Source organism: Micromonospora gifhornensis, from assembly GCF_016863515.1.
GTDB lineage: Bacteria > Actinomycetota > Actinomycetes > Mycobacteriales > Micromonosporaceae > Micromonospora > Micromonospora gifhornensis.
Map to the genome: position 1 here is coordinate 288,802 of NZ_BOPA01000014.1, position 19,274 is coordinate 308,075.

Below are 19,274 nucleotides of genomic sequence, written 5' to 3' on the forward strand. Positions count from 1 at the left end.
GGCCGATCGCGACCAGCCGGGGCGTGCTGCTACCGCTGCACCGTCAGGGGCGGTAGCGGTAGCCCATGCCGGGTTCGGTGATGAGGTGTCGTGGTCGGGCGGGGTCGGTTTCCAGTTTGTGGCGGAGTTGGGCCATGTACTGACGCAGGTAGCCGGTCTCGTTCTGGTACTCCGGTCCCCACACGTCCTGCAGCAGCTGACGTTGGGTGATCAGCTTGCCGGGATGGCGCAGCAGTCGTTCGAGGACACCCCACTGGGTGGGGGTGAGCCGGACCTCGGTGCCGTCGTCGTGGGTCACGATCCGCTCGGCGAGGTCGATCGTGTGCCGCCCCACGCGTGCCTGGCTGCCCGCTCGCCCGTCGGCGGCGGTGTGGCGGCGGGTGACGGCGCGGATGCGGGCGAGCAGCTCGTCGACGCCGAACGGCTTGGTCACGTAGTCGTCCGCGCCGGCGTCGAGGGCGGTGACCTTGTCGTCGCTGCCGGCCCGGCCGGAGAGCACGATGATCGGTACGCTGGTCCAGCCGCGCAGCCCTCGGATGACCTCGACACCGTCGAGATCGGGCAGGCCGAGGTCGAGGACGACCAGGTCGGGCGGATGCCGGGCGGCGGCCTTGAGGGCGTCGGTGCCGGTGGCGGCGACCTGCACGTCGTAGCCACGGGCGCGCAGGTTGATGCCGAGGGCGCGCAGGATCTGCGGTTCGTCGTCGACGACGAGAATCCGGTTCATGCCGGCGGTTCCTCCATGGCGGTCACCGATGCGGCGGCGGGCAGCCGTAGCACCATGGTCAGTCCACCACCCGGGGTGGTCTCGGGGGTGATGCTGCCGCCCATGGCTTCGGCGAGGCCGCGGGACAGGGCGAGGCCGAGGCCGACTCCGGCGGTGTTGTCCCGGTCGCCGAGGCGCTGGAACGGTTGGAAGACGTGTTCCCACTGGTCGACGGGAATGCCGGGGCCGTGATCGATGATCCGCAGCTCGACCTGGCCGGCGTGGGCGCTGGCGGTGACCAGTGGCGGCCGGTGCGGTGGACTGTGTCGCAGGGCGTTGGCGACGATGTTGACCAGGACCCGTTCCAGCAGGCCGGGATCGGCGGTCGCGGCCGGCAGGTCGGCAGGGATGTCGGTGCGGACACCGGCGGCGGGTGGCCCGAGTTCGTCCAACGCCCGGGGTACGACGTCCTCCACACCGATGGCGACGGCGTGTACGCCGAGGGCCCCGGCCTGCAGGCGGCTCATGTCGAGCAGGTTGGCGACGAGGCGGCCGAGCCGATCGAGGGATTCGTCTGCGGTGGCGAGCAGTTCGTCCCGGTCGGCGGTGTCGAACTCGACGTCGTGACTGCGCAGGCTGGACACGGCCGCCTTGGCCGAGGCGAGCGGCGTACGCAGGTCGTGGCTGACCGCGGCGAGCAGCGCGGTGCGCATCCGGTCCGCCTCTGCCAGCGGCCGGGCGGCGGCGGCCTGCGCGGCCAGGCGTTGCTGACGCAGCGCGACGGCGGCCTGGGCGGCGAAGGCCTCGACGACACGTCGATCGGAGGCCGCCAGCCGGCGGCCGCAGAGCACGACGGTGAGTCGGTCGTCCACCGGCACGGCGGTCTCGCCCGCACCGGGGCTGGTCGCCGGCGCATCGCCGACGCTGGCGACCAACCGCCAGGCCGCCTCCTCACGAGCCCGGTCGGGCCGGCCGTCGGCCGTATCCACCAACTCCAGCACGCTTACCGCACGCAGCGCGAACGTCTCGCGGAGCCGGTCCAGCAGGGCGGTCAGGGGACGCTGGCCGCGCAGCACGTTCCCGGCCACGGTAGCCAGGGTCTGCGCCTCGGCGGAGGCCCGGGCCGCGTCCCGGGTCCGGCGGGCGGCCATGTCGACGACCCCGCTGACGGCGACGGCGACGCCGACGAAAACCGCCAACGCGAGCAGGTTGTCGGCCCCGGCGATGGTCAACGTGGCGAAGGGCGGCGTGAAGAACCAGATCAACAGCAGCGAGCCACCGAGCGCGGCGAGCAGCGCCGGCCACAGTCCGCCGACGAGCGCGACACCGACGACGGCGGCGAGGAAGAGCAGGATGTCGCTGGTGAGGGTGAGATCCGGCAGCGCTTTGAGCACCGCGGTCAGCACCGGCATGCCGAGCACGGCGAGTGCGAAGCCGAGCAGCCGACGGCGCCGGGACAACGCCGCCGGCACCCCGGCCGTACGCCGACCCCGTCCGGCCTCGGGGTGGGTGACCAGGTGGACGTCGATGGGCCCGGACAGCGCGGTGGTGGTGACCCCGACCCCGCGGGAGAGCACCTGGGCGAAGCGGCCCCGCCGGCTGGCGCCGATGACGAGTTGGGTGGCGTTGACGCCGCGGGCGAAATCGAGCAGCGCGGCGGGGATGTCACTGCCGAGGACCTGGTGGTAGGTGCCGCCGAGGCTCTCGACCAGCACCCGCTGCCGGGCCAGGTGGGCGGGGTCGGCTCCGGCGAGGCCGTCGTTGCGGGCCACGTGTACGGCGAGCAGATCGGCGCCCTTGCTGCGGGCGGCGATCCGTGCGGCCCGACGGATCAACGTGGCGCCCTCCGGGCCGCCGGTGAGCGCGACGACGACCCGTTCACGGGCTTCCCAGGTGGCCGAGATGCCCTGCTGGGAGCGGTACGCGTCGAGTTGCTCGTCGACGGTGCCGGCCAGCCAGAGCAGGGCCAGCTCCCGCAGTGCGGTGAGGTTGCCGACCCGGAAGTAGTTCCCGAGCGCCGCGTTGATCTTGTCGGGTGGGTAGACGTTGCCGTGCGCCATCCGACGTCGCAGCGCCTCGGGCGTCATGTCGACCAGTTCGACCTGCGCGGCGGCCCGCACGATCTGGTCGGGCACGGTCTCGCGTTGGGTGGTGCCGGTGATCTGGGCGACGACGTCGTTGAGCGACTCCAGGTGCTGGATGTTGACCGTGGACAGCACGCTGATCCCGGCGTCGAGCAGTTCCTGGATGTCCTGCCACCGCTTCGCGTGGCGCGACCCGGGCACGTTGGTGTGGGCCAACTCGTCGACGACGGCGACCGCGGGGTGCCGGGCGAGGACCGCGTCGAGATCCATCTCCTGGAAGGTGCCGCCCCGGTAGGTGGCGGTGCGGCGAGCGATCACCTCCAGGTCACCGATCATGGCGGCGGTGTGCGGGCGGCCGTGGGTCTCGACCAGGGCGATCACCACGTCGGTGCCACGCTCGGCGCGCCGCTGGGCCTCTTCGAGCATGGCGTACGTCTTCCCGACGCCGGGTGCGGCACCGAGGTAGATGCGCAGTTCCCCTCGCGGCACAGCAGTGGTCCTCTCCACACGGTCGGCGGCCGGGGTGCGGGTGCCGGGGCCGGGACACTGCGCTTCCGGCCCGCTGGCGTCAGCGTGGCGGGAACGTCTCGTCGAGGGCGAGGTTGAGTTCCACCACGTTCACCCCGGGCGCGCCCATGAAGCCGAGCGTACGGCCGGTGGTGTGCTCGTCGACGAGACGTTCGACCGCGGCCGGGTCCACGCCGCGCTCGCGGGCCACCCGCGGGACCTGGAGCCGCGCGTACGCCGCACTGATGTGCGGGTCGAGGCCGCTGCCGCTGGCGGTGACCGCGTCGGCCGGTACGGCGGGCACGGCGGGAGCGTCACCTCGGACGGGAACGATTGTCGCCCCCGCCGCCCGGTAGTCCTGCCCCGGCTGGGCCAACTCCACCGGGACGCCCGCGTAGCCGGTGAGGAACGGGGTGGCCGGCGCGGTCTGGTTGACGCTGACCACCCGGACGACCGGGCCGGTCAGCCCGCCGGCACGGAAGACGGCAAGCACCGCCCCCACCCCGTCGGCGGTGCAGTACGGCCGGCGACCGTCGACACGGTCGAGTTCGCCGACTGCCCTGCTGCGGGCGCAGACCTGGGTGAGCAGACTCTGCCTGCTCTCGTCGGGGTCGGTGGCGATGACGTCGACGACGTCCTCCGGGCCGAGGTTTGTGGCGCCGGTGGAGGTGGGGTCGTAGCCGTCGCCGGCCGCCGACGGACGGGACTGGAAGTAGCGCGGTACGGCCCTGCCGTCCGCGTCGGTGAAGGACTGCCCGATCAGGGCGCTGCCGGCGGCGCGGCCGTCGACCTCGATGATCGAGCCGTCGGCGCGGTCGGCGAGGCCGGGGAGGCGCCCGACGGCGACCAGGGTGAGGGGGTAGGCGATTCCGGCGAGCGCGGTGAAGACCAGCAGCGCACGCAGGGCGGCGAGATGGTGGGCGAGCCAGGTGGGTAGGCGCATCAGGAGATCCCCGGGACGAACTGGATGAGCAGGTCGATGAGCTTGATGCCGAGGAACGGCACGATGATGCCGCCGAGACCGTAGATCAGCAGGTTGCGGCGCAACAGGCGCGACGCGGCGGCGGGCCGGTAGCGCACGCCGCGCAGCGCGAGCGGGATCAGCGCGACGATGACGATCGCGTTGAAGATGACCGCCGACAGGATCGCCGACTCCGGACCCGACAGGCGCATGATGTTGAGTACGTCCAGACTCGGGTAGAGACCGGCGAACATCGCCGGGATGATCGCGAAGTACTTCGCGATGTCGTTGGCGATGGAGAAGGTGGTCAACGCCCCTCGGGTGATCAGCAGTTGTTTGCCGATCTCCACGATCTCGATCAGCTTGGTCGGGTCGGAATCGAGGTCGATCATGTTGCCGGCCTCCTTCGCGGCGGAGGTGCCGGTGTTCATGGCGACGCCCACGTCGGCCTGGGCGAGCGCGGGGGCGTCGTTGGTGCCGTCACCGGTCATCGCGACCAGCCGGCCGCCCGCCTGCTCCGTGCGGATCAGGGCGAGCTTGTCCTCCGGTGTGGCCTCAGCGAGGAAGTCGTCCACCCCGGCCTCGTCGGCGATCGCCTGCGCGGTACGCGGATTGTCGCCGGTGATCATGACGGTGCGGATGCCCATCCGGCGCATCTCGTCGAAGCGTTCCCGCATGCCGGCCTTGACCACGTCCTTGAGGTGGATGACGCCCAGGGCGCGGGCCGGCTGACCGTCGACGTGCTCGGCCACCACGAGGGGCGTGCCGCCCACGCCGCTGATCTCATCCACCACCTGGCCGACCTGTTCGGTGGGGTGGCCGCCGTGCTGGCGTACCCATTGCATCACCGCAGCGGCGGCCCCCTTGCGGATGCGCCGGGCCGGTGCGCCGTCGCCGGATGTCAGGTCCACACCACTCATCCGCGTCTGCGCGGTGAACGGCACGAACGTGGCGTGCGGCATCAGACCCGGTTCACGCTCGCGCAGCCCGAATTCGTTCTTCGCGAGCACCACGACCGACCGGCCCTCCGGGGTCTCGTCGGCGAGGCTGGACAACTGGGCCGCGTCGGCCACCTGACCCGCGGTGACGCCCTCGACCGCAAGGAACTCGGCGGCCTGCCGGTTGCCGAGCGTGATCGTGCCGGTCTTGTCCAACAGCAGTGTGTTGACGTCGCCGGCGGCCTCCACGGCCCGCCCGCTCATGGCGAGCACGTTGCGCTGCACCAGGCGGTCCATGCCGGCGATGCCGATCGCCGACAGCAGCGCGCCGATGGTGGTCGGGATGAGGCAGACCAGCAGCGCGACCAGCACGATGCCGGTCACGCCATCGTCGGTGATCGCCGCGCTGTCCGCGGCGGCGGCCTGGAAGTCGTTGGAGAAGATGGCGAGGGGCTGGAGGGTGACGACCGCCAGCAGGAAGATGATCGTGAGCGCGGCGAGCATGATGTTCAGCGCGATCTCGTTCGGTGTCTTCTGCCGGTTGGCGCCCTCCACCAGGGCGATCATGCGATCGATGAAGCTCTCGCCCGGCTTCTGGGTGATCCTGACGATGATCCGGTCGGACAGGACCTTCGTGCCGCCGGTGACGGCGCTGCGGTCGCCGCCGGACTCCCGGATCACCGGCGCGGACTCACCGGTGATCGCGGACTCGTCGACGCTGGCAATGCCGTCGACCACGTCACCGTCACCGGGGATGGTCTCGCCGGCCTCGACCACCACGATGTCACCCTGCCTCAGGTGCGGGGCCAGGACGCTCTCGGTGCGGTAGGAGCCGGGGGCGGCACCCGCGGTCCAGTCGAGCAGGCGGGTGGCGACGGTGTCGGCCCGCGCCGTACGCAGCGCTGCGGCCTGCGCCCTGCCCCGGCCCTCGGCGACGGCCTCGGCGAGGTTGGCGAAGACGACGGTCAGCCACAGCCACGCCGTGATCGCCCAGGCGAACACCGACGGTTGCGCCACCGCGAGGACGGTGGTGAAGGCCGCGCCGATCTCGACGATCAGCATGACCGGGTTGCGCCACAGCGAACGAGGGTCGAGTTTGCCCAGCGCGTCGGGCAGCGAACGGAGGAGTTGCCTCGGGTCGAGCAGGCCGCCGCCCCGGTTGCCGTGGGTGGCCGGTGAGCCGGGGGTGCGGGCGTGGGGCGTGGCGACGGTCATGTCCTTCTCTCTCATGCTGATCACAGCCCCTCGGCCAGGGGGCCGAGCGCCAGCGCGGGCAGGAACGTCAGCGCGACCAGGACCACCGTGACGCCGACGACCATCCCGACGAACAACGGGCGATGGGTGGGGAGGGTGCCGGGGGAGGCGGGCGTGGGTTGCTGCCGTGCGAGGGCACCGGCCAACGCCAGCACCAGGATGATCGGCGCGAATCGACCGACCAGCATGCACAGCCCGAGTGCCGTGTTCCACCACGGCGTGTTCACCGTCAGACCGGCGAACGCCGAACCGTTGTTGTTGCTCGCCGAGGTGAACGCGTAGAGCACCTCGGAGAGCCCGTGCGGGCCGGCGTTCAGCGCGGTGCGGTGGTTGCCGGTGGCGAACGCCGCCGCGGTGCCGATCAACACCAGCGCCGGGGGGATCAGGAAGTACAGCGAGGCCAGTTTGATCTCACGTGATCCGATCTTCTTACCCACGTACTCCGGCGTTCGGCCGACCATCAGCCCGGCGACGAAGACCGTGATCACGGCGAGGATGAGCAGCCCGTACAGGCCCGCGCCGACACCGCCGGGCGCGACCTCGCCGAGCATCATGTTGACCAGCAGCACCCCACCACCGAGCGCGGTGTACGAGTCGTGGAACGAGTTCACCGAACCGGTGGAGGTCAGCGTGGTCGCGGCGGCGAAGGTCGCCGAGTTCGACACGTCGAATCGCACCTCCTTGCCTTCCAGGGCCGCCCCGACCGCCTGCGGCACCGTGCCGTGGCCGGACACCTCGAACGCGGTGGTCAACGCGACGCTGGCCAGCGCCAGGGTCGCCATCACCGCGACGATCGCGTGGCCCTGCCGGACCTGACCGACCATCCGGCCGAACACCCGCGGCAGACTGAACGGGATCACCAGCAGCAGGAAGATCTCCCACCAGTTCGTCCAGGCGGTCGGGTTCTCGAACGGATGGGCGCTGTTGACGTTGTAGAAGCCACCACCGTTGGTGCCGAGATTCTTGATCGCCTCCTGGCTGGCCACCGGTCCACCCGTGATGCTCTGGTCGCCCCCGGTCAACGTGGTGATCTCCGTACCGGCGGAGAGGTTCTGCACCACGCCACCGATCATCAGGACCAGCGCCGCGAGCACGGAGAGTGGCAGCAGCACCCGCACCGTGATCCGGGTCAGGTCGACCCAGAAGTTGCCCACCGCCCCGGCGCGGCTGCGGGCGAAGCCGCGTACCAGTGCGACCGCGACCGCGATGCCCACCGCGGCGGAGACGAAGTTCTGCACCGCCAGTCCGGCCATCTGCACCAGATGGCCCAGCGTCGACTCGCCCGAATACCACTGCCAGTTCGTGTTCGTCACGAACGACACCGCGGTGTTCCAGGCCCCGTGCGCGACCACCGGGTCGAAGCCGAGCGACAACCACAGGTGGTTCTGCAGCCGCAGGAAGGCGTAGAGGAACAACACCGAAACGGCGGAGAACGCCAGGACGGCCCGGGCGTACACACCCCAGGACTGTTCGGCGGCCGGGTTCACCCCGATCAGCCGGTAGATCCCACGCTCGACCCGAGAATGCCGCTCGGCGCACACCACCCGATACAGATAGTCGCCCAAAGGCCTGTGTACGGCGGCCAGGGCCACCACCAACGAGACAATGAACAACACGGTCATCAGAACCGCTCCGGAAACAGCAGGGCGATCACCAGGAAAACTGCCAGGCCGACCGCCAGCACCACACCGGCGACGTTCACGACGCTCACAGCTTCTCCACACCCCTCACCATCAGGGCGAGCAGCGCGAACAGCGCCACCGTCAACACGACGAACACCACGTCAGACACGACCGACTCCTCAATCCCGACCGGGCGTCGCGGCCCGCTTCTGTCGGCCGCCGGGCAATCACAGCGCCGACCAGACGGGAATGACAGGTGCTATAACGCGATCATCACGACGAACGCGCAATTCTTCACGCCTTTTTCACGCGAAGTGGCCTGCTGCCTGCGGCGAGGCGGACCGACGCAGCCTGTCGACGACGACAACTGGCGAGCGGTGGCGGACGTCGTACCTCGCGACGACCAACGGGACTTCATCGCCCCGTCCGCCGCGCGATATCTGCTGCTCAGTCTGCGTGAAGGAGTGTGGCACTCGCTGGCGGTCTGCGCCGACGAAGAAGTCGTCGGTCACGTCATGTGGTGATGGTGCCGCGCCGATGCCACTCGATCATGTATCGAGCGTGATCTTGGCCGTCTTCGGGACCGTGGCGGAGCGTGGCCGGGCCTACGATGGGCTGGCTCCCTGGCCCTGAGGTGCATCGTCCCTCCGTTCGATCTTGGAGATGTCGTGAAGCTGTTGCTGACGTCCGGCGGTGTGACGAACCCGAGCATCCATACCGCGCTCCGGGAGCTTCTCGGCAAGCCGGTCTCCGAGTCCCGCGCCCTCTGCATCCCGACGGCACAGTGGGGCCACCCGATGTGCGGGCCGGCGTCGGTGCGGGGTCTGGTGGCCGCCGACCCGGCCTCCGATTGGCGGTACCTGTCCGGCCTGGGCTGGGGTTCGCTCGGTGTCCTGGAGTTGACCGCGTTGCCCAGCATCGGCGCGCAGCGGTGGGTGCCCTGGGTTCGGGAGGCCGATGTGCTGCTGGTCGACGGTGGCGATGCGACGTACCTGTGTCACTGGATGCGGGAGTCCGGGCTGGCCGATCTGCTGCCCTCGCTGCCCGACCTCGTCTGGGTGGGGGTGAGTGCGGGAAGCATGGTGATGGCGCCGCGGATCGGGGCGTACTTCGTCGAATGGGCGGCAGCGCCGGATGACCGTACTCTGGGCGTCGTCGATTTCTCGATCTTCCCGCACCTGAACCTCTTCCCCACGAACACGCCGGCCGACGCGCAGCGGTGGGCGGCTGACATCGGCGGCCCGGCCTACGCCATCGACGAACAGACGGCCATCAAGGTCGTCGACGGCACCGTCGAAGTGGTGTCCGAGGGGCAGTGGACGAGGTTCGGCTGAATCGCCACCCATGGCGTCGATGCGCAGGCTCGCTGCGAGGGCCGATCAGCGCCGATGCTCAGGCGCGTTGCGAGAGCCGACCGGCGCCGAGCAGGGCGGCGGTTCCGCTTGCGGCCTCACTCCTGCTTGCCCGCCGCCCGGCGTACGGCGCGTTCGTGGCGGTCGACCGCTCGGGCGTGCGCGACGGCGAGGAGCTGGTCGACCTCGGGCAGCAGGTGCGGGCCGGGCATGACGACGCTGGCGAAGCCGTACAGGGCGTAGCCCGGGTGCGGCACGACGGTGTCCAGCCGGGCGAAGTCGAACTCGTGCCGGTGTTCCTCGAAGTCCTTGGGTGGGAAGCCGAACCGGCGCTCGAATTCGGTGCGGCCGAGGTCGAGGTTGAGGCGGAGGACGCCGGGGCGGTCGAGTTGGGAGGCTTCGTCGAAGCCGGGCACGTCGTGTTCGACGATGGTGGCGAACGGTTGGCGGCGGTCCGGGCCGACGTGGAAGAACCGGTCGCCCCAGGCGCCCTCGGGTGATCCGTTCTCCTCGCTGGCCACGACCTGCTCGACGCCGGGCAGCGCGAGGATCCGCTCGGCGAGCGTGGCAGCGTCGACACCGGTCGGGATGTGCAGCACCGCGTCGGCGTGGTCGATGGTGGCCTGATCCAGGGGGAAGTAGCGATAGTCGTGGGTTCGCCGCTCGGCCGCCGCTATCTCGGATGCCCGAACGAAGCGGGGAAGAGTGCCCTCCTGCTGGAGCCTGCCCTCGTAGGTCGACGGGGCGGGCGTGTCGATGCCGAGGGCGGGGCTCGCGCCGAGGCTACCGACGATCACCGCGTACCGGTCGCCCAGCAGCGAGGAGACGATCGCGCCGGCGCCGGCCCACGACAGGTCCGTTCCGGCCATCGTCATGGTGCTCAGATGGCGCTGAAGGTGCGTGTTGTGCGCGAAGACCACTGTGGGTCCGCGGTGTGCCTCCACCGACCGGATCGCGAGCAGGTTCTCGGCCATCAGCGCATCCCGGACCCCCGCCAGGCGGGCGAAGCGTGCCTCCTGCGTCAGGGGTGCGGCAGCCGCGGCGTGGTAGCGCAGCACCGCGACGGCGGACATGGCGTGGACGAACGCCGCCTGCCAGCCCTCGGGTCGACGGGGTGCCTGCAGGTACAACTCGGTCAGCAGGTCGTCGGCGATGACCCGTAGGCGCTGGGCGTCGGCCGAACACCCGACCGATCTGCCCGGCTCCCAGATCGCTGCCGGATCACTCCATCGCGTCTCGTCGCCGACCAGATCGTCGATTTCCGCCGATCGGTCCAGGCCGAGGAACTCACACACCCGGCCCAGGTGACGCCGTGGACTGGGGGCACCCTCCAGTTCCAGCGGGGCGTCGAAGCCGTGGAGCGTCAGGCGCTCGGCAGCCGGCCGGCCGGCGTTCCACTCGCGCATCCGCAGCAGCAGGTCACGGTTGGCCGGGGCGGCACCGAACCCGTGACTGAACCCCTCGGTGAGCGCACGCTCGAGCGGGACGGTGGCGGAGCCTTGCACGAACTCGTCGGCGAGCAGCCCGGCAGCTCGGTCGCTCTCCAACGCGATCGACCGGTAGCCGTGCTCGGCCAGCGAGAGGAAGACCTCGTTGCGGATCTGGAGGAAGGCGGATTCGCCGTGCGTCGGCTCACCGAGCGCGAGCAGGGAAGGCGGTACGGCAAACAGGTCGAGAAGCGGCGTCATTGCATCAACCGTATCGTTGAACCATCGATTGAGGCTTTCAAGCGATGGAGCACGGTGACCGCCACGAAACCCTCCAACCCAGGGGTACGCCGACCGGTCGACCTCGCCCGCCGTCACGGCCTCTCCGCGCAGGCGGTACGCAACTACGAACGAGACGGCGTCCTGCCGCCGGCCGAGCGCAGCCCGACCGGCTACCGGCGGTTCACCGAGGTGCACGCCACCGCGCTGAGCGCCTACCTCGCGCTGATTGCGGGCCACGGCTACGCGGCCAGCGGCGACATCATGCGTGCCGTCAACCGTGGCGACATCGACGCGGCACTGCGCACCATCGACCACAGCCATGCGCTGCTGCAACGCGACCGGGAAACCCTCGACGCGGTCGAGGCGGCCGTCGCCACGCTCACCGGCTCGCCGCCGCAACCGCAGCGCCGCACCGCCGTACCGATCAGTGTGCTGGCCCACCGGCTCGGCGTACGACCGGCGACCCTGCGTAAGTGGGAGCGGGCCGGCATTCTGCGGCCGGTACGCGACGCGGCCACCGGCTACCGCGTCTATTCCCCGGACGATGTCCGTGACGCCGAACTCGCGCACCTGCTGCGTCGCGGCGGATACCGGCTCGACCACATCGCCGGGGTGCTGCGTCGGGTACGCGAAGCCGGTGGTGCCGAACCGCTCGCCGCGTCGCTGCGCCAGTGGCGGGACCAGCTCACCGCGCGGGGCCGTGCCCTGCTCACCGGGGCCGCCCGGCTCGCCGATCACATCGAGACGCTGGACTCTCCCGCACGGGGAGCGTTCAGAATCGGGTGAAGGCACGAGTTCACGCAGGCACTCGGACGCCAGCCAATGGGCGTCCGGTGCCGTCAACGGGGGAGTGGAATGAGCATGAAGACGTGGTTTGTCACCGGAGGCACCCCGGGCGGGTTCGGCATCGCGTACGCAGAGGCCGCCCTCGACAACGGCGATCAGGTGGCGGTGACGACGCGGCGGCCCGACGAGCTGCACCCGTGGGCCCGGCGATACGGCGACCGCGTCCTGATCCTGCCCATGGACGTCACCGACACCAAGGCCGTCGAGCAGGCCGTGCGTGCTGCCGACGACCGTTTCGGCGGCATCGATGTGCTTGTCAACAATGCCGGACGCGGCTGGTTCGGATCGATCGAGGGCATGGCGGACGCCGACGTCCGACGCATGTTCGAGCTGAACTTCTTTGCCGTACTCTCGGTCATTCGGGCGGTCCTGCCCGGAATGCGTGCCCGAGGCAGTGGGTGGATCATCAACATGTCATCGGTGGCCGGGCTGCGCGGTATCGAGGGATTCGGGTACTACAGCGCCTCCAAGTTCGCGCTCGAAGCCGTCACCGAGGTGCTGCGCGCGGAGGTCGCGCCGCTGGGCATCCAGGTGCTGGCGGTGGAGCCGGGCGCCTTCCGTACCCGCGCCTACGCCGGCTTCGCCGACGAAGCCGTCGCGGAGACCATCCCGGCGTACCTGCCGATGTTGGAGCAGGTACGCGCTGCCATGATCGATCAGGACGGTAAGCAGCCCGGTGACCCGCAACGCGGAGTGCAGGCGGTGATCGCCGCGATGGCCCAGGCCACGCCCCCGCACCGACTCGTGCTCGGCAGCGACGGATTCGACACGGCCGTCGCCACGCTCGAACGCAATCTCGACGACATCCGCGCCTGCGAAGCGCTGTCCCGGGGAGCCGACTTCCCGGCCGCCTGACCGGCCGTCGGGGTACGGCATCTGCTGCCCGGTCGGCGACCGCGCGGGAGACCGTCGAAACGCCGAATGTCGACCCTCTCCCCGGGGGAGGCGCGAGGATGACACCGTGACGTTGCGCAAGGGCTTGACCATCGGCGAGTTCGCCACCGTGACGCGGCTGAGCGTACGGACCCTGCGGCGCTATCACGAGTCCGGGCTGCTGGTGCCGGCGACTGTGGATCCGCACACGAACTATCGGTACTACCTGCCCGACCAGATCGCGACGGCGCAGGTCATCCATCGGCTCCGTGAGCTCGACGTGCCGCTTGCCGAAGTCAGGTCGATCATCACGACCGGCGATCCGCACCAGCGCGCCGAGCTCATCGCGGGTCACCTGCGCCGGCTCGAGGCCGAGCTCGACCGTACGCGCGCGGCGGTGGTGTCCCTGCGCCAGCTGCTGCAACCGGACGCCGCGACACTCGACGTCGAGCTGCGTTCCGTGCCTGCGCGGACGGTGGTCGCCATCAGCGCGACGGTCCGGATCGAGGACTCACTCGCCTGGTTCGACACGGCCATGGACGAGCTGGATGCCGCCTTCCCGCCGGCCGAACGCGCCGGGCCGCCCGGTGGCCGGTACGCCAACGAACTGTTCACCGACGGCGTCGGCGTCATGACCGTCTTCCGACCGGTCCGCAGCCCGCACGGCGGCGGCCGGATGGAGGTTGTCGAGTTCCCGGCGACCGACCTGGCCGTGACCGTCCACGCGGGCCCGCACGACGACATCGACGTCACCTACGGCCGGCTGGGGGACTGGGTCGTCTCACACGCCCTGGGCATCGACGGGCCCGTCCACGAAACATACCTGGCGGGTCCCCGTGACACCGGGGACGCCCGGCGGTGGCGTACCGAGATCGGGTGGCCGGTCTTCCGACTCACTCCCGACTGACGCAGGCCGAGGCGCCGCAGCGGCGCACTTGACCTTCTCGCCGGGGGAGACCTGACCATGGGGGGTATGAACATGACACCAGATCGAGAAGCTGCCGTCACCTGGGCCGAGTTGCCGACCGTGATCACGGAGTACCTTCGCGCTCACGAAGCCCGGGACACCGAGACCGCCGTACGCGCGTTCGCCGCGGACGCGGTGGTGACGGACGAGGGCCACACCTACCGGGGCCGGGACGACATCCGGAGCTGGCTGAGCAACGCCGGCAGCCAGTACACGTACACCACGGAATTCGTCGGCGCTCACCGGACCGGTGAGGCCCAGTTCGATGTGCTGCAACACCTGGAGGGGAACTTCCCGGGCGGCGCGGCGGACCTGCACTACCGGTTCACCCTGGAGGGTGACTCGATCACCCGGCTCACGATCGCACCGTAGGCGACACCGTCCCGACAGGAGAGCGGGGGTGTGCGGCGGGCGGGTCGGGCGGCAGTGCCCGGATCGACATCGGGTCTTGGCGTAGCCCGCGGCGGACGTTATGCTCCGCCGCGATGAAACCTTCTCTCAGATTGGGGGCCCGGTTCGCACAAGGTGAGTGCTGATGCTCTCCTCGACCGCGAACGCGGATTCCCGTCTCTCCCTCTGGCGGCGCGTACGTGAGTACGCCGTACCGCCGTCCATGATCGAAGCCGCGACTGCGCGTCGTCACGTCGGTGACTGGGCCGGGGCGTGCGCCGCCGCCCGCGTCGACGTCGACCTGGACCTGCGCGCCGTTGCCCGTACTCACGGCCGGGAACTGGCCACCCGGTTGCGGACCGATCTCCGTCACCTCGCGCCGGATCTGCTGCGCTGGCACATGCCGAGGATCGCTCCGGACGGACTGCTGCGCCCGGGCCTGACCATCTCGCTGACCCGGTACGGCCCGGCGGAACACGACGGTGCCGAACCGGTGCACCTGGTCGCCCGGACTCCACCGGCCTGGGCGGATGCGGGCCAGCGGATCAGCCTGGCGTTGTGGGCCGCCGAATTCTCCGACAGGACCGACAGCTCGCATCCGCATCCGCGCCCGGACCGTCGCTTCCGTCTGGACCTGCATCGCCATCTGTGGGATGCGCGGAGAACCGACGAGTTGCGGACCCGTTCGGGTCTGCCGTCGTGGGCCCCCGACAACGCGGCAACGGTGCGCCCCGACCTGCCGTGGGACGCGTTGCGGGAACGTGGTTACGCGGTGGACCAGTGGGTGGCCGAGGCGACGTTGCTGCTCCGGCAGGAGGGCCGCGCCAACGGTTCGGTGGTGGTGCGGCTCGGCCCTCGGCGTCGTCTGGTCGTGGACGTCGCTGCGGCGGGCACGGACGTACACCCGCCTGCGGCGCGCCTCGGCGAGGCCGCACGGGCCGGTGGTGTCCCCGGCGTGCCGGTGCTGCCCGACGCGGCTACCTGGACGCCACCGGATGTGGAACTGCTGCGTCATGGGTTGATCGAGGTCGACCGGCTGCACCCGCTGGTGGCCGCCGCGCTCGTGCCCGGTCACCGACCGTCCGCCACCCCGACCTCCCCGGGCCCGGAAGCAGCGCCCCGTCCCGTGGCCTGCCGGGGCGTTTGGCACCGCATCGGCCTGGTGGACGGTGTGCTCACACCCCTCGACCACGACCCGGCGGAGATCCGCCGGGAGGAGTTGCTGGCCGCGCTGACCGGCCACCCGCTGGCCTGCCTGCGGGCAATCGACGAGGCGCACCGCAGCCCGCAGTGTCTTCCCGACATCCGTGCCCGACTGGACCACGGGGACACGGCCGGCGCGCTGGCCGCCGTCGAGGCCCTCCTCGGACCCGATGCGCTGCTGCGCCACGGGGAGCTGCGGGAGGAACTGGAGAACGCCGCGTCGCGGCGGATCACGTACGGGCTGTTCCGCGCCGGATTGATCGGGTCGGGACCTGCCACCTGCTCCCGGGACTGGCAGCCCAAGCGGGCCAGCCGCTCACACCCACGTCACGCGATCGCCCGCTGACCTGCGGGACCGCCTTTCCCCTTCACTCGGCCCAGGGCCGAGCCACGACGACCTCACAAGGTGATCACACATGTCTTCCACCCGTACCTCGATCGACCCCACCCCGATGCCGCAACTCGACGTCGCCGCCGACCTGCTCGCGCTGCTGGCCGACACCAGCACCGAGATCCGCTGCGACCCGCAGCTGGAGGCGCTGACCCTGGCCGTGGCCGCCGACCTGCCGGTGCTGCTGTGGGGTGAGCCGGGAATCGGCAAGACCGCCGCGCTGACGCAGCTCGCCACATCCCTCGACCTGCCACTCACGACGGTGATCGCCAGTGTCCACGAGCCGTCCGACTTCGCGGGGCTGCCCGTCGTCGGCGACGACCCGGCGAACCAGGGCGTGCCGATGGCACCGCCGGATTGGGCGGTGCGCCTGGTTTGCGCCGGTCGCGGACTGTTGTTCCTGGACGAACTGTCGACCGCCCCGCCGGCGGTGCAGGCCGCTCTGCTCCGTCTGGTGCTGGAGCGGCGGATCGGCAGCTTGCGCCTGCCGGCCGGAGTCCGCATCGTGGCGGCGGCCAATCCGCGATCCTCGGCAGCCGACGGCTGGGAGCTGAGCCCGCCGCTGGCGAACCGCTTCGTCCATCTGCAGTGGACCCACGACCACGAGATCGTCGTACGAGGGCTGGGCGGCACCTGGCCCCGGGCGGTGCTGCCGCGGCTCGATCCGCAGCGGCTGCCGGAGGCCGTCACCTTCGCACGCCGTGCCGTGTGCGGGTTGCTGTCGGCACGCCCGGCGCTCGTGCACCGGCTGCCCGCCGGTGAGGCCGGTCGGGGCGGCCCGTGGCCGTCACCGCGCAGCTGGGAGATGACGCTGCGCCTGATCGCCTTCGCGACCGCAGCCGATTGCTCACGGGAGGTGTTGTCGTTGCTGGTCCGAGGTGCCGTCGGTGACGGTCCCGGACTGGAGTTGCTGGCCAGCCTGGATCGGATGGACCTTCCCGACCCCGAGGTGCTGCTCGCCGACCCGGACGCCGCCCTGCTGCCCGAGCGCGGCGATCTGCGTCAGGCCGTCCTCGACGCCGTGGTGGAGGCGGTACGCCGACGTCCGGAGCGGGCCCGTTGGGACGCGGCCTGGGACGTGCTGGTTCGCGCGCTGCGGACAGGTGCCCCGGATCTGGTGGTGGTGCCCGCGTCCACTCTCGCCCGGTTGCGTCAGGAAGGCTGGGACGTGCCCGCGTCGATCGAGCAGCTCGCCGGGGCGGTCTCGGTGTCCCGGCGGGCCGACCGGACGGCGGCCCGGGTCGCGGCGGTCGCGGGGACCGGCCGATGAGCACCGGCCAGGCCGACACGCTGGACCGGGACAAGCTCTTCACCGCCCGGCTGCACGCCGCCCGGGTCCGGCCGTACCTGGCGACGGCATTGTTCGCCCTGCACGTGGTCGAGTCCCGGTGGGTGCCGACGATGGCGGTGGATCCGCACTGGCGGTGCTACGTCTCGCCGAGGTTCGTGGACCGGACACCCGTGGAGGAACTCGCCGGAGTGTGGGTGCACGAGGTCTCGCATCTGCTGCGTGATCACCACGGGCGCAGCGATCGGGTGGCACGGGAACAGGGGCTGACCGGGCCGGGGGAGCGGCTGAGGATGAACATCGCTGCGGACTGCGAGATCAACGACGACATCTTCGGCGACGGGCTCGCCCGCCCGGAAGGCGCTGTCGAGCCCGGTGACCTGCTGCTGCCCGCGGGCCAGCTGATGGAGGACTATCTGCGGCAGTTCCGGCTCGGGCCGCGGCTGCAGCATCTGGCCTGGTTGGACTGTGGCAGCGGCGCCGACGGACGGCAACGGCAGTGGGACCTCGGGCCGGACGGCGCGCACGCCCTCAGCCCGCAGGAACGGGACGCGGTGCGGTTCCGGGTGGCCGAGGGCATCACCGGTCGACCTGGTGACGTCCCCCAGGGCTGGCGACGGTGGGCGGAACGGGCGTTCCATCCACCGCAGCCGTGGCGGGAACTCCTGGGAGCCGCGGTCCGCTCGGCAGTATCCGCGCCCGGTGTGGGGGAGGACTACACCTACGGGCGGCCGTCGCGGCGCTCCGCCGGCACACCGGGCGTGGTCCTGCCGGCGCTGCGACGCCGGCCGCCACGGGTATGCGTCGTCATCGACACCTCCGGCTCGGTCAGCGACGCCGAGCTCGGCAGCGCCCTGCTCGAGGTCGCCGCGATCTCCCGGGCCGTGGGTGGCCGCCGCGACCTGGTCAGCGTGCTGCCCTGTGACGCGGCACCCCAGGTCGTACGCGCAACGTGTCAAGCCGAGGACATCCCCCTGATCGGTGGTGGCGGTACCGACCTGCGCGCCGGTTTCGCCAGGGCACTTCGAGACAGGCCGGGCCCGGATGTCATCGTCGTACTGACCGACGGGCAGACACCCTGGCCGACCTCACGCCCGCCTTGTCGAACCGTGGTGGGGCTGTTTCCGCGGACCAGGCGGTGGGACGAGGACGACCCCGACTACGTGCCGGACTCACCGCCGCAGTGGGCGCGCGTGGTCACCATCGGATCCGCTCCCACCGCCCGGTGAGCCAGCCCGCCACGCTCACTACATCGATGCACGTCAGCGGCACTAAGTGTGCGTCGGCGGGTGGGTGGCGCAAATCACGGTGAGTCGATTGGTGTGAAACTCATTGCGACCAAGGGCTGGCGCATTGCTGTCCGTCGTTGGATGATGACCGCCGGTACACGACGTTGATCTCGGCGCCAGCGCCCAGACGGAGGGCTATTCCGTGAAGCACGACCATTCGCCTGTCCTGCCAGGTCAGGGCGCTACGGACTATGCGCGCTACATGCGTATCGATGCGCTGCTCGGTTTACAGCGGTCGCCGGACGAGGTCATACACCGCGACGAACTGCTTTTCCAGGTGGTGCATCAGTCGACCGAGTTGTGGCTCAAACTGGCGGCAGCGGAGTTGGCGGAGGCGACCGCACAGGTGGCTGCAGGGCGGTTGGCGGCGGCGGAGGCGTTCCTGGTCCGGGCGACGCTCGCCGTCCGCTTGATCACCGACCAGTTGGAGATGTTGCGATACCTGTCACCAGTGGATTTCCAGGCGATGCAGCCGGCGCTGGGCAACGGCTCCGGTGCGGAATCGCCTGGTTGGCGCGAGGTCCAGGGCGCCAGCCGAAAGCTCGGCCGGGCGTTCGACGAGCAACTCGCCACCCGCGGCATCGCAGCCACCGCGCTGTGCCCGACCGATGCGTCGGATCCGCTGCACCGGCTCGCCGAGGCGATGGTGGAGTGGGACGAGCGGGTGTCGGTGTGGCGGGTCCGCCATTACCAGGTGGCCCTGCGAATTGGCGGTCATCGGCCGGCCGGCAGCCCCGGTAGCGCGGCGAACATGCTGGCGAAACTCGCCGGGCACCGATTCTTTCCCGAGTTGTGGCAGGCACGGACGAGCCTCACCGCCGACGAATAACCCTGCTCAAACCCAGGATCTGCGGTCGGCAGCAGTGTGGTTCGTCTTTTCCACGTTTTGAGGGG

The 19,274-nt window shown here is 70.7% G+C and carries 17 protein-coding genes; 10 read left to right on the forward strand and 7 right to left on the reverse strand.

Annotated elements, in window-relative coordinates; translation table 11 throughout:
- Positions 1-43 precede the first annotated feature (43 nt).
- From Vgi01_RS09515 to kdpF, 6 genes are all read right to left on the reverse strand, one after another.
- Entirely contained in the window at positions 44-727 is a 684-nt protein-coding gene (locus tag Vgi01_RS09515) for a response regulator (RefSeq protein ID WP_204290741.1), read from the reverse strand.
- Entirely contained in the window at positions 724-3,279 is a 2,556-nt protein-coding gene (locus tag Vgi01_RS09520) for a sensor histidine kinase (RefSeq protein WP_204290742.1), read from the reverse strand. The genes Vgi01_RS09515 and Vgi01_RS09520 overlap by 4 nt, the downstream gene beginning before the upstream one ends.
- Before the next feature lie 79 nt (positions 3,280-3,358).
- On the reverse strand, positions 3,359-4,240 hold the full coding sequence (locus Vgi01_RS09525; RefSeq protein WP_204290743.1) for a potassium-transporting ATPase subunit C: 882 nt from the start codon (positions 4,238-4,240) through the stop codon (positions 3,359-3,361).
- Positions 4,240-6,411 carry a potassium-transporting ATPase subunit KdpB gene (gene kdpB, locus Vgi01_RS09530; protein WP_204290801.1) on the reverse strand — a complete coding sequence of 724 codons (2,172 nt, stop codon included), beginning with the start codon at positions 6,409-6,411 and terminating at the stop codon, positions 4,240-4,242. The genes Vgi01_RS09525 and kdpB overlap by 1 nt, the downstream gene beginning before the upstream one ends.
- Positions 6,412-6,431: 20 nt before the next feature.
- Positions 6,432-8,072 carry a potassium-transporting ATPase subunit KdpA gene (gene kdpA / locus Vgi01_RS09535; protein ID WP_204290744.1) on the reverse strand — a complete coding sequence of 547 codons (1,641 nt, stop codon included), beginning with the start codon at positions 8,070-8,072 and terminating at the stop codon, positions 6,432-6,434.
- Positions 8,072-8,161 (reverse strand): K(+)-transporting ATPase subunit F, encoded by a 90-nt coding sequence (gene kdpF / locus Vgi01_RS09540; protein WP_050814620.1) that lies wholly within the window; start codon positions 8,159-8,161, stop codon positions 8,072-8,074. Before kdpF ends, kdpA begins: the two co-directional genes overlap by 1 nt.
- A gap of 288 nt (positions 8,162-8,449) precedes the next feature.
- Here kdpF and Vgi01_RS09545 point away from each other — a divergent pair, with 288 nt between their 5' ends.
- Positions 8,450-8,596, forward strand: a complete 147-nt coding sequence (locus Vgi01_RS09545; protein WP_239088853.1) for a hypothetical protein — start codon at positions 8,450-8,452, stop codon at positions 8,594-8,596.
- Between the two features lie 144 nt (positions 8,597-8,740).
- Positions 8,741-9,406 (forward strand): Type 1 glutamine amidotransferase-like domain-containing protein, encoded by a 666-nt coding sequence (locus Vgi01_RS09550; protein ID WP_102658725.1) that lies wholly within the window; start codon positions 8,741-8,743, stop codon positions 9,404-9,406.
- A 116-nt stretch (positions 9,407-9,522) separates the two neighbouring features.
- On the opposite strand, the gene Vgi01_RS09555 is transcribed toward Vgi01_RS09550, so the two are convergent.
- Positions 9,523-11,112: a DUF6194 family protein gene (locus tag Vgi01_RS09555; RefSeq protein WP_204290745.1), complete on the reverse strand. Its 1,590-nt coding sequence runs from the start codon at positions 11,110-11,112 to the stop codon at positions 9,523-9,525.
- A 54-nt stretch (positions 11,113-11,166) separates the two neighbouring features.
- On the opposite strand from Vgi01_RS09555, the gene Vgi01_RS09560 reads away from it, so the two are divergent.
- The 8 genes from Vgi01_RS09560 to Vgi01_RS09595 all read left to right on the forward strand — a co-directional run bounded on the left by Vgi01_RS09560 (position 11,167) and on the right by Vgi01_RS09595 (position 19,209).
- The gene (locus Vgi01_RS09560) at positions 11,167-11,919 is read left to right on the forward strand and encodes a TioE family transcriptional regulator (protein WP_102658724.1); all 753 of its coding nucleotides are present in this window, start codon (positions 11,167-11,169) and stop codon (positions 11,917-11,919) included.
- Between the two features lie 75 nt (positions 11,920-11,994).
- Positions 11,995-12,834, forward strand: coding sequence for an SDR family NAD(P)-dependent oxidoreductase (locus tag Vgi01_RS09565; protein WP_204290746.1), 840 nt, complete (start codon positions 11,995-11,997; stop codon positions 12,832-12,834).
- Positions 12,835-12,940: 106 nt separating this feature from the next.
- The gene (locus tag Vgi01_RS09570) at positions 12,941-13,759 is read left to right on the forward strand and encodes a MerR family transcriptional regulator (protein WP_204290747.1); all 819 of its coding nucleotides are present in this window, start codon (positions 12,941-12,943) and stop codon (positions 13,757-13,759) included.
- A gap of 72 nt (positions 13,760-13,831) precedes the next feature.
- On the forward strand, positions 13,832-14,191 hold the full coding sequence (locus Vgi01_RS09575; RefSeq protein ID WP_204290748.1) for a nuclear transport factor 2 family protein: 360 nt from the start codon (positions 13,832-13,834) through the stop codon (positions 14,189-14,191).
- Positions 14,192-14,354: 163 nt separating this feature from the next.
- The gene (locus tag Vgi01_RS09580; protein ID WP_204290749.1) at positions 14,355-15,758 is read left to right on the forward strand and encodes an amino acid adenylation domain-containing protein; all 1,404 of its coding nucleotides are present in this window, start codon (positions 14,355-14,357) and stop codon (positions 15,756-15,758) included.
- 70 nt (positions 15,759-15,828) lie between these two features.
- Positions 15,829-17,073 (forward strand): AAA family ATPase, encoded by a 1,245-nt coding sequence (locus Vgi01_RS09585; protein ID WP_204290750.1) that lies wholly within the window; start codon positions 15,829-15,831, stop codon positions 17,071-17,073.
- The gene (locus Vgi01_RS09590; RefSeq protein WP_204290751.1) at positions 17,070-18,320 is read left to right on the forward strand and encodes a vWA domain-containing protein; all 1,251 of its coding nucleotides are present in this window, start codon (positions 17,070-17,072) and stop codon (positions 18,318-18,320) included. The genes Vgi01_RS09585 and Vgi01_RS09590 overlap by 4 nt, the downstream gene beginning before the upstream one ends.
- A 202-nt stretch (positions 18,321-18,522) precedes the next feature.
- Positions 18,523-19,209, forward strand: coding sequence for a tryptophan 2,3-dioxygenase family protein (locus Vgi01_RS09595; RefSeq protein ID WP_102658720.1), 687 nt, complete (start codon positions 18,523-18,525; stop codon positions 19,207-19,209).
- The last annotated feature ends 65 nt before the right edge of the window (positions 19,210-19,274 follow it).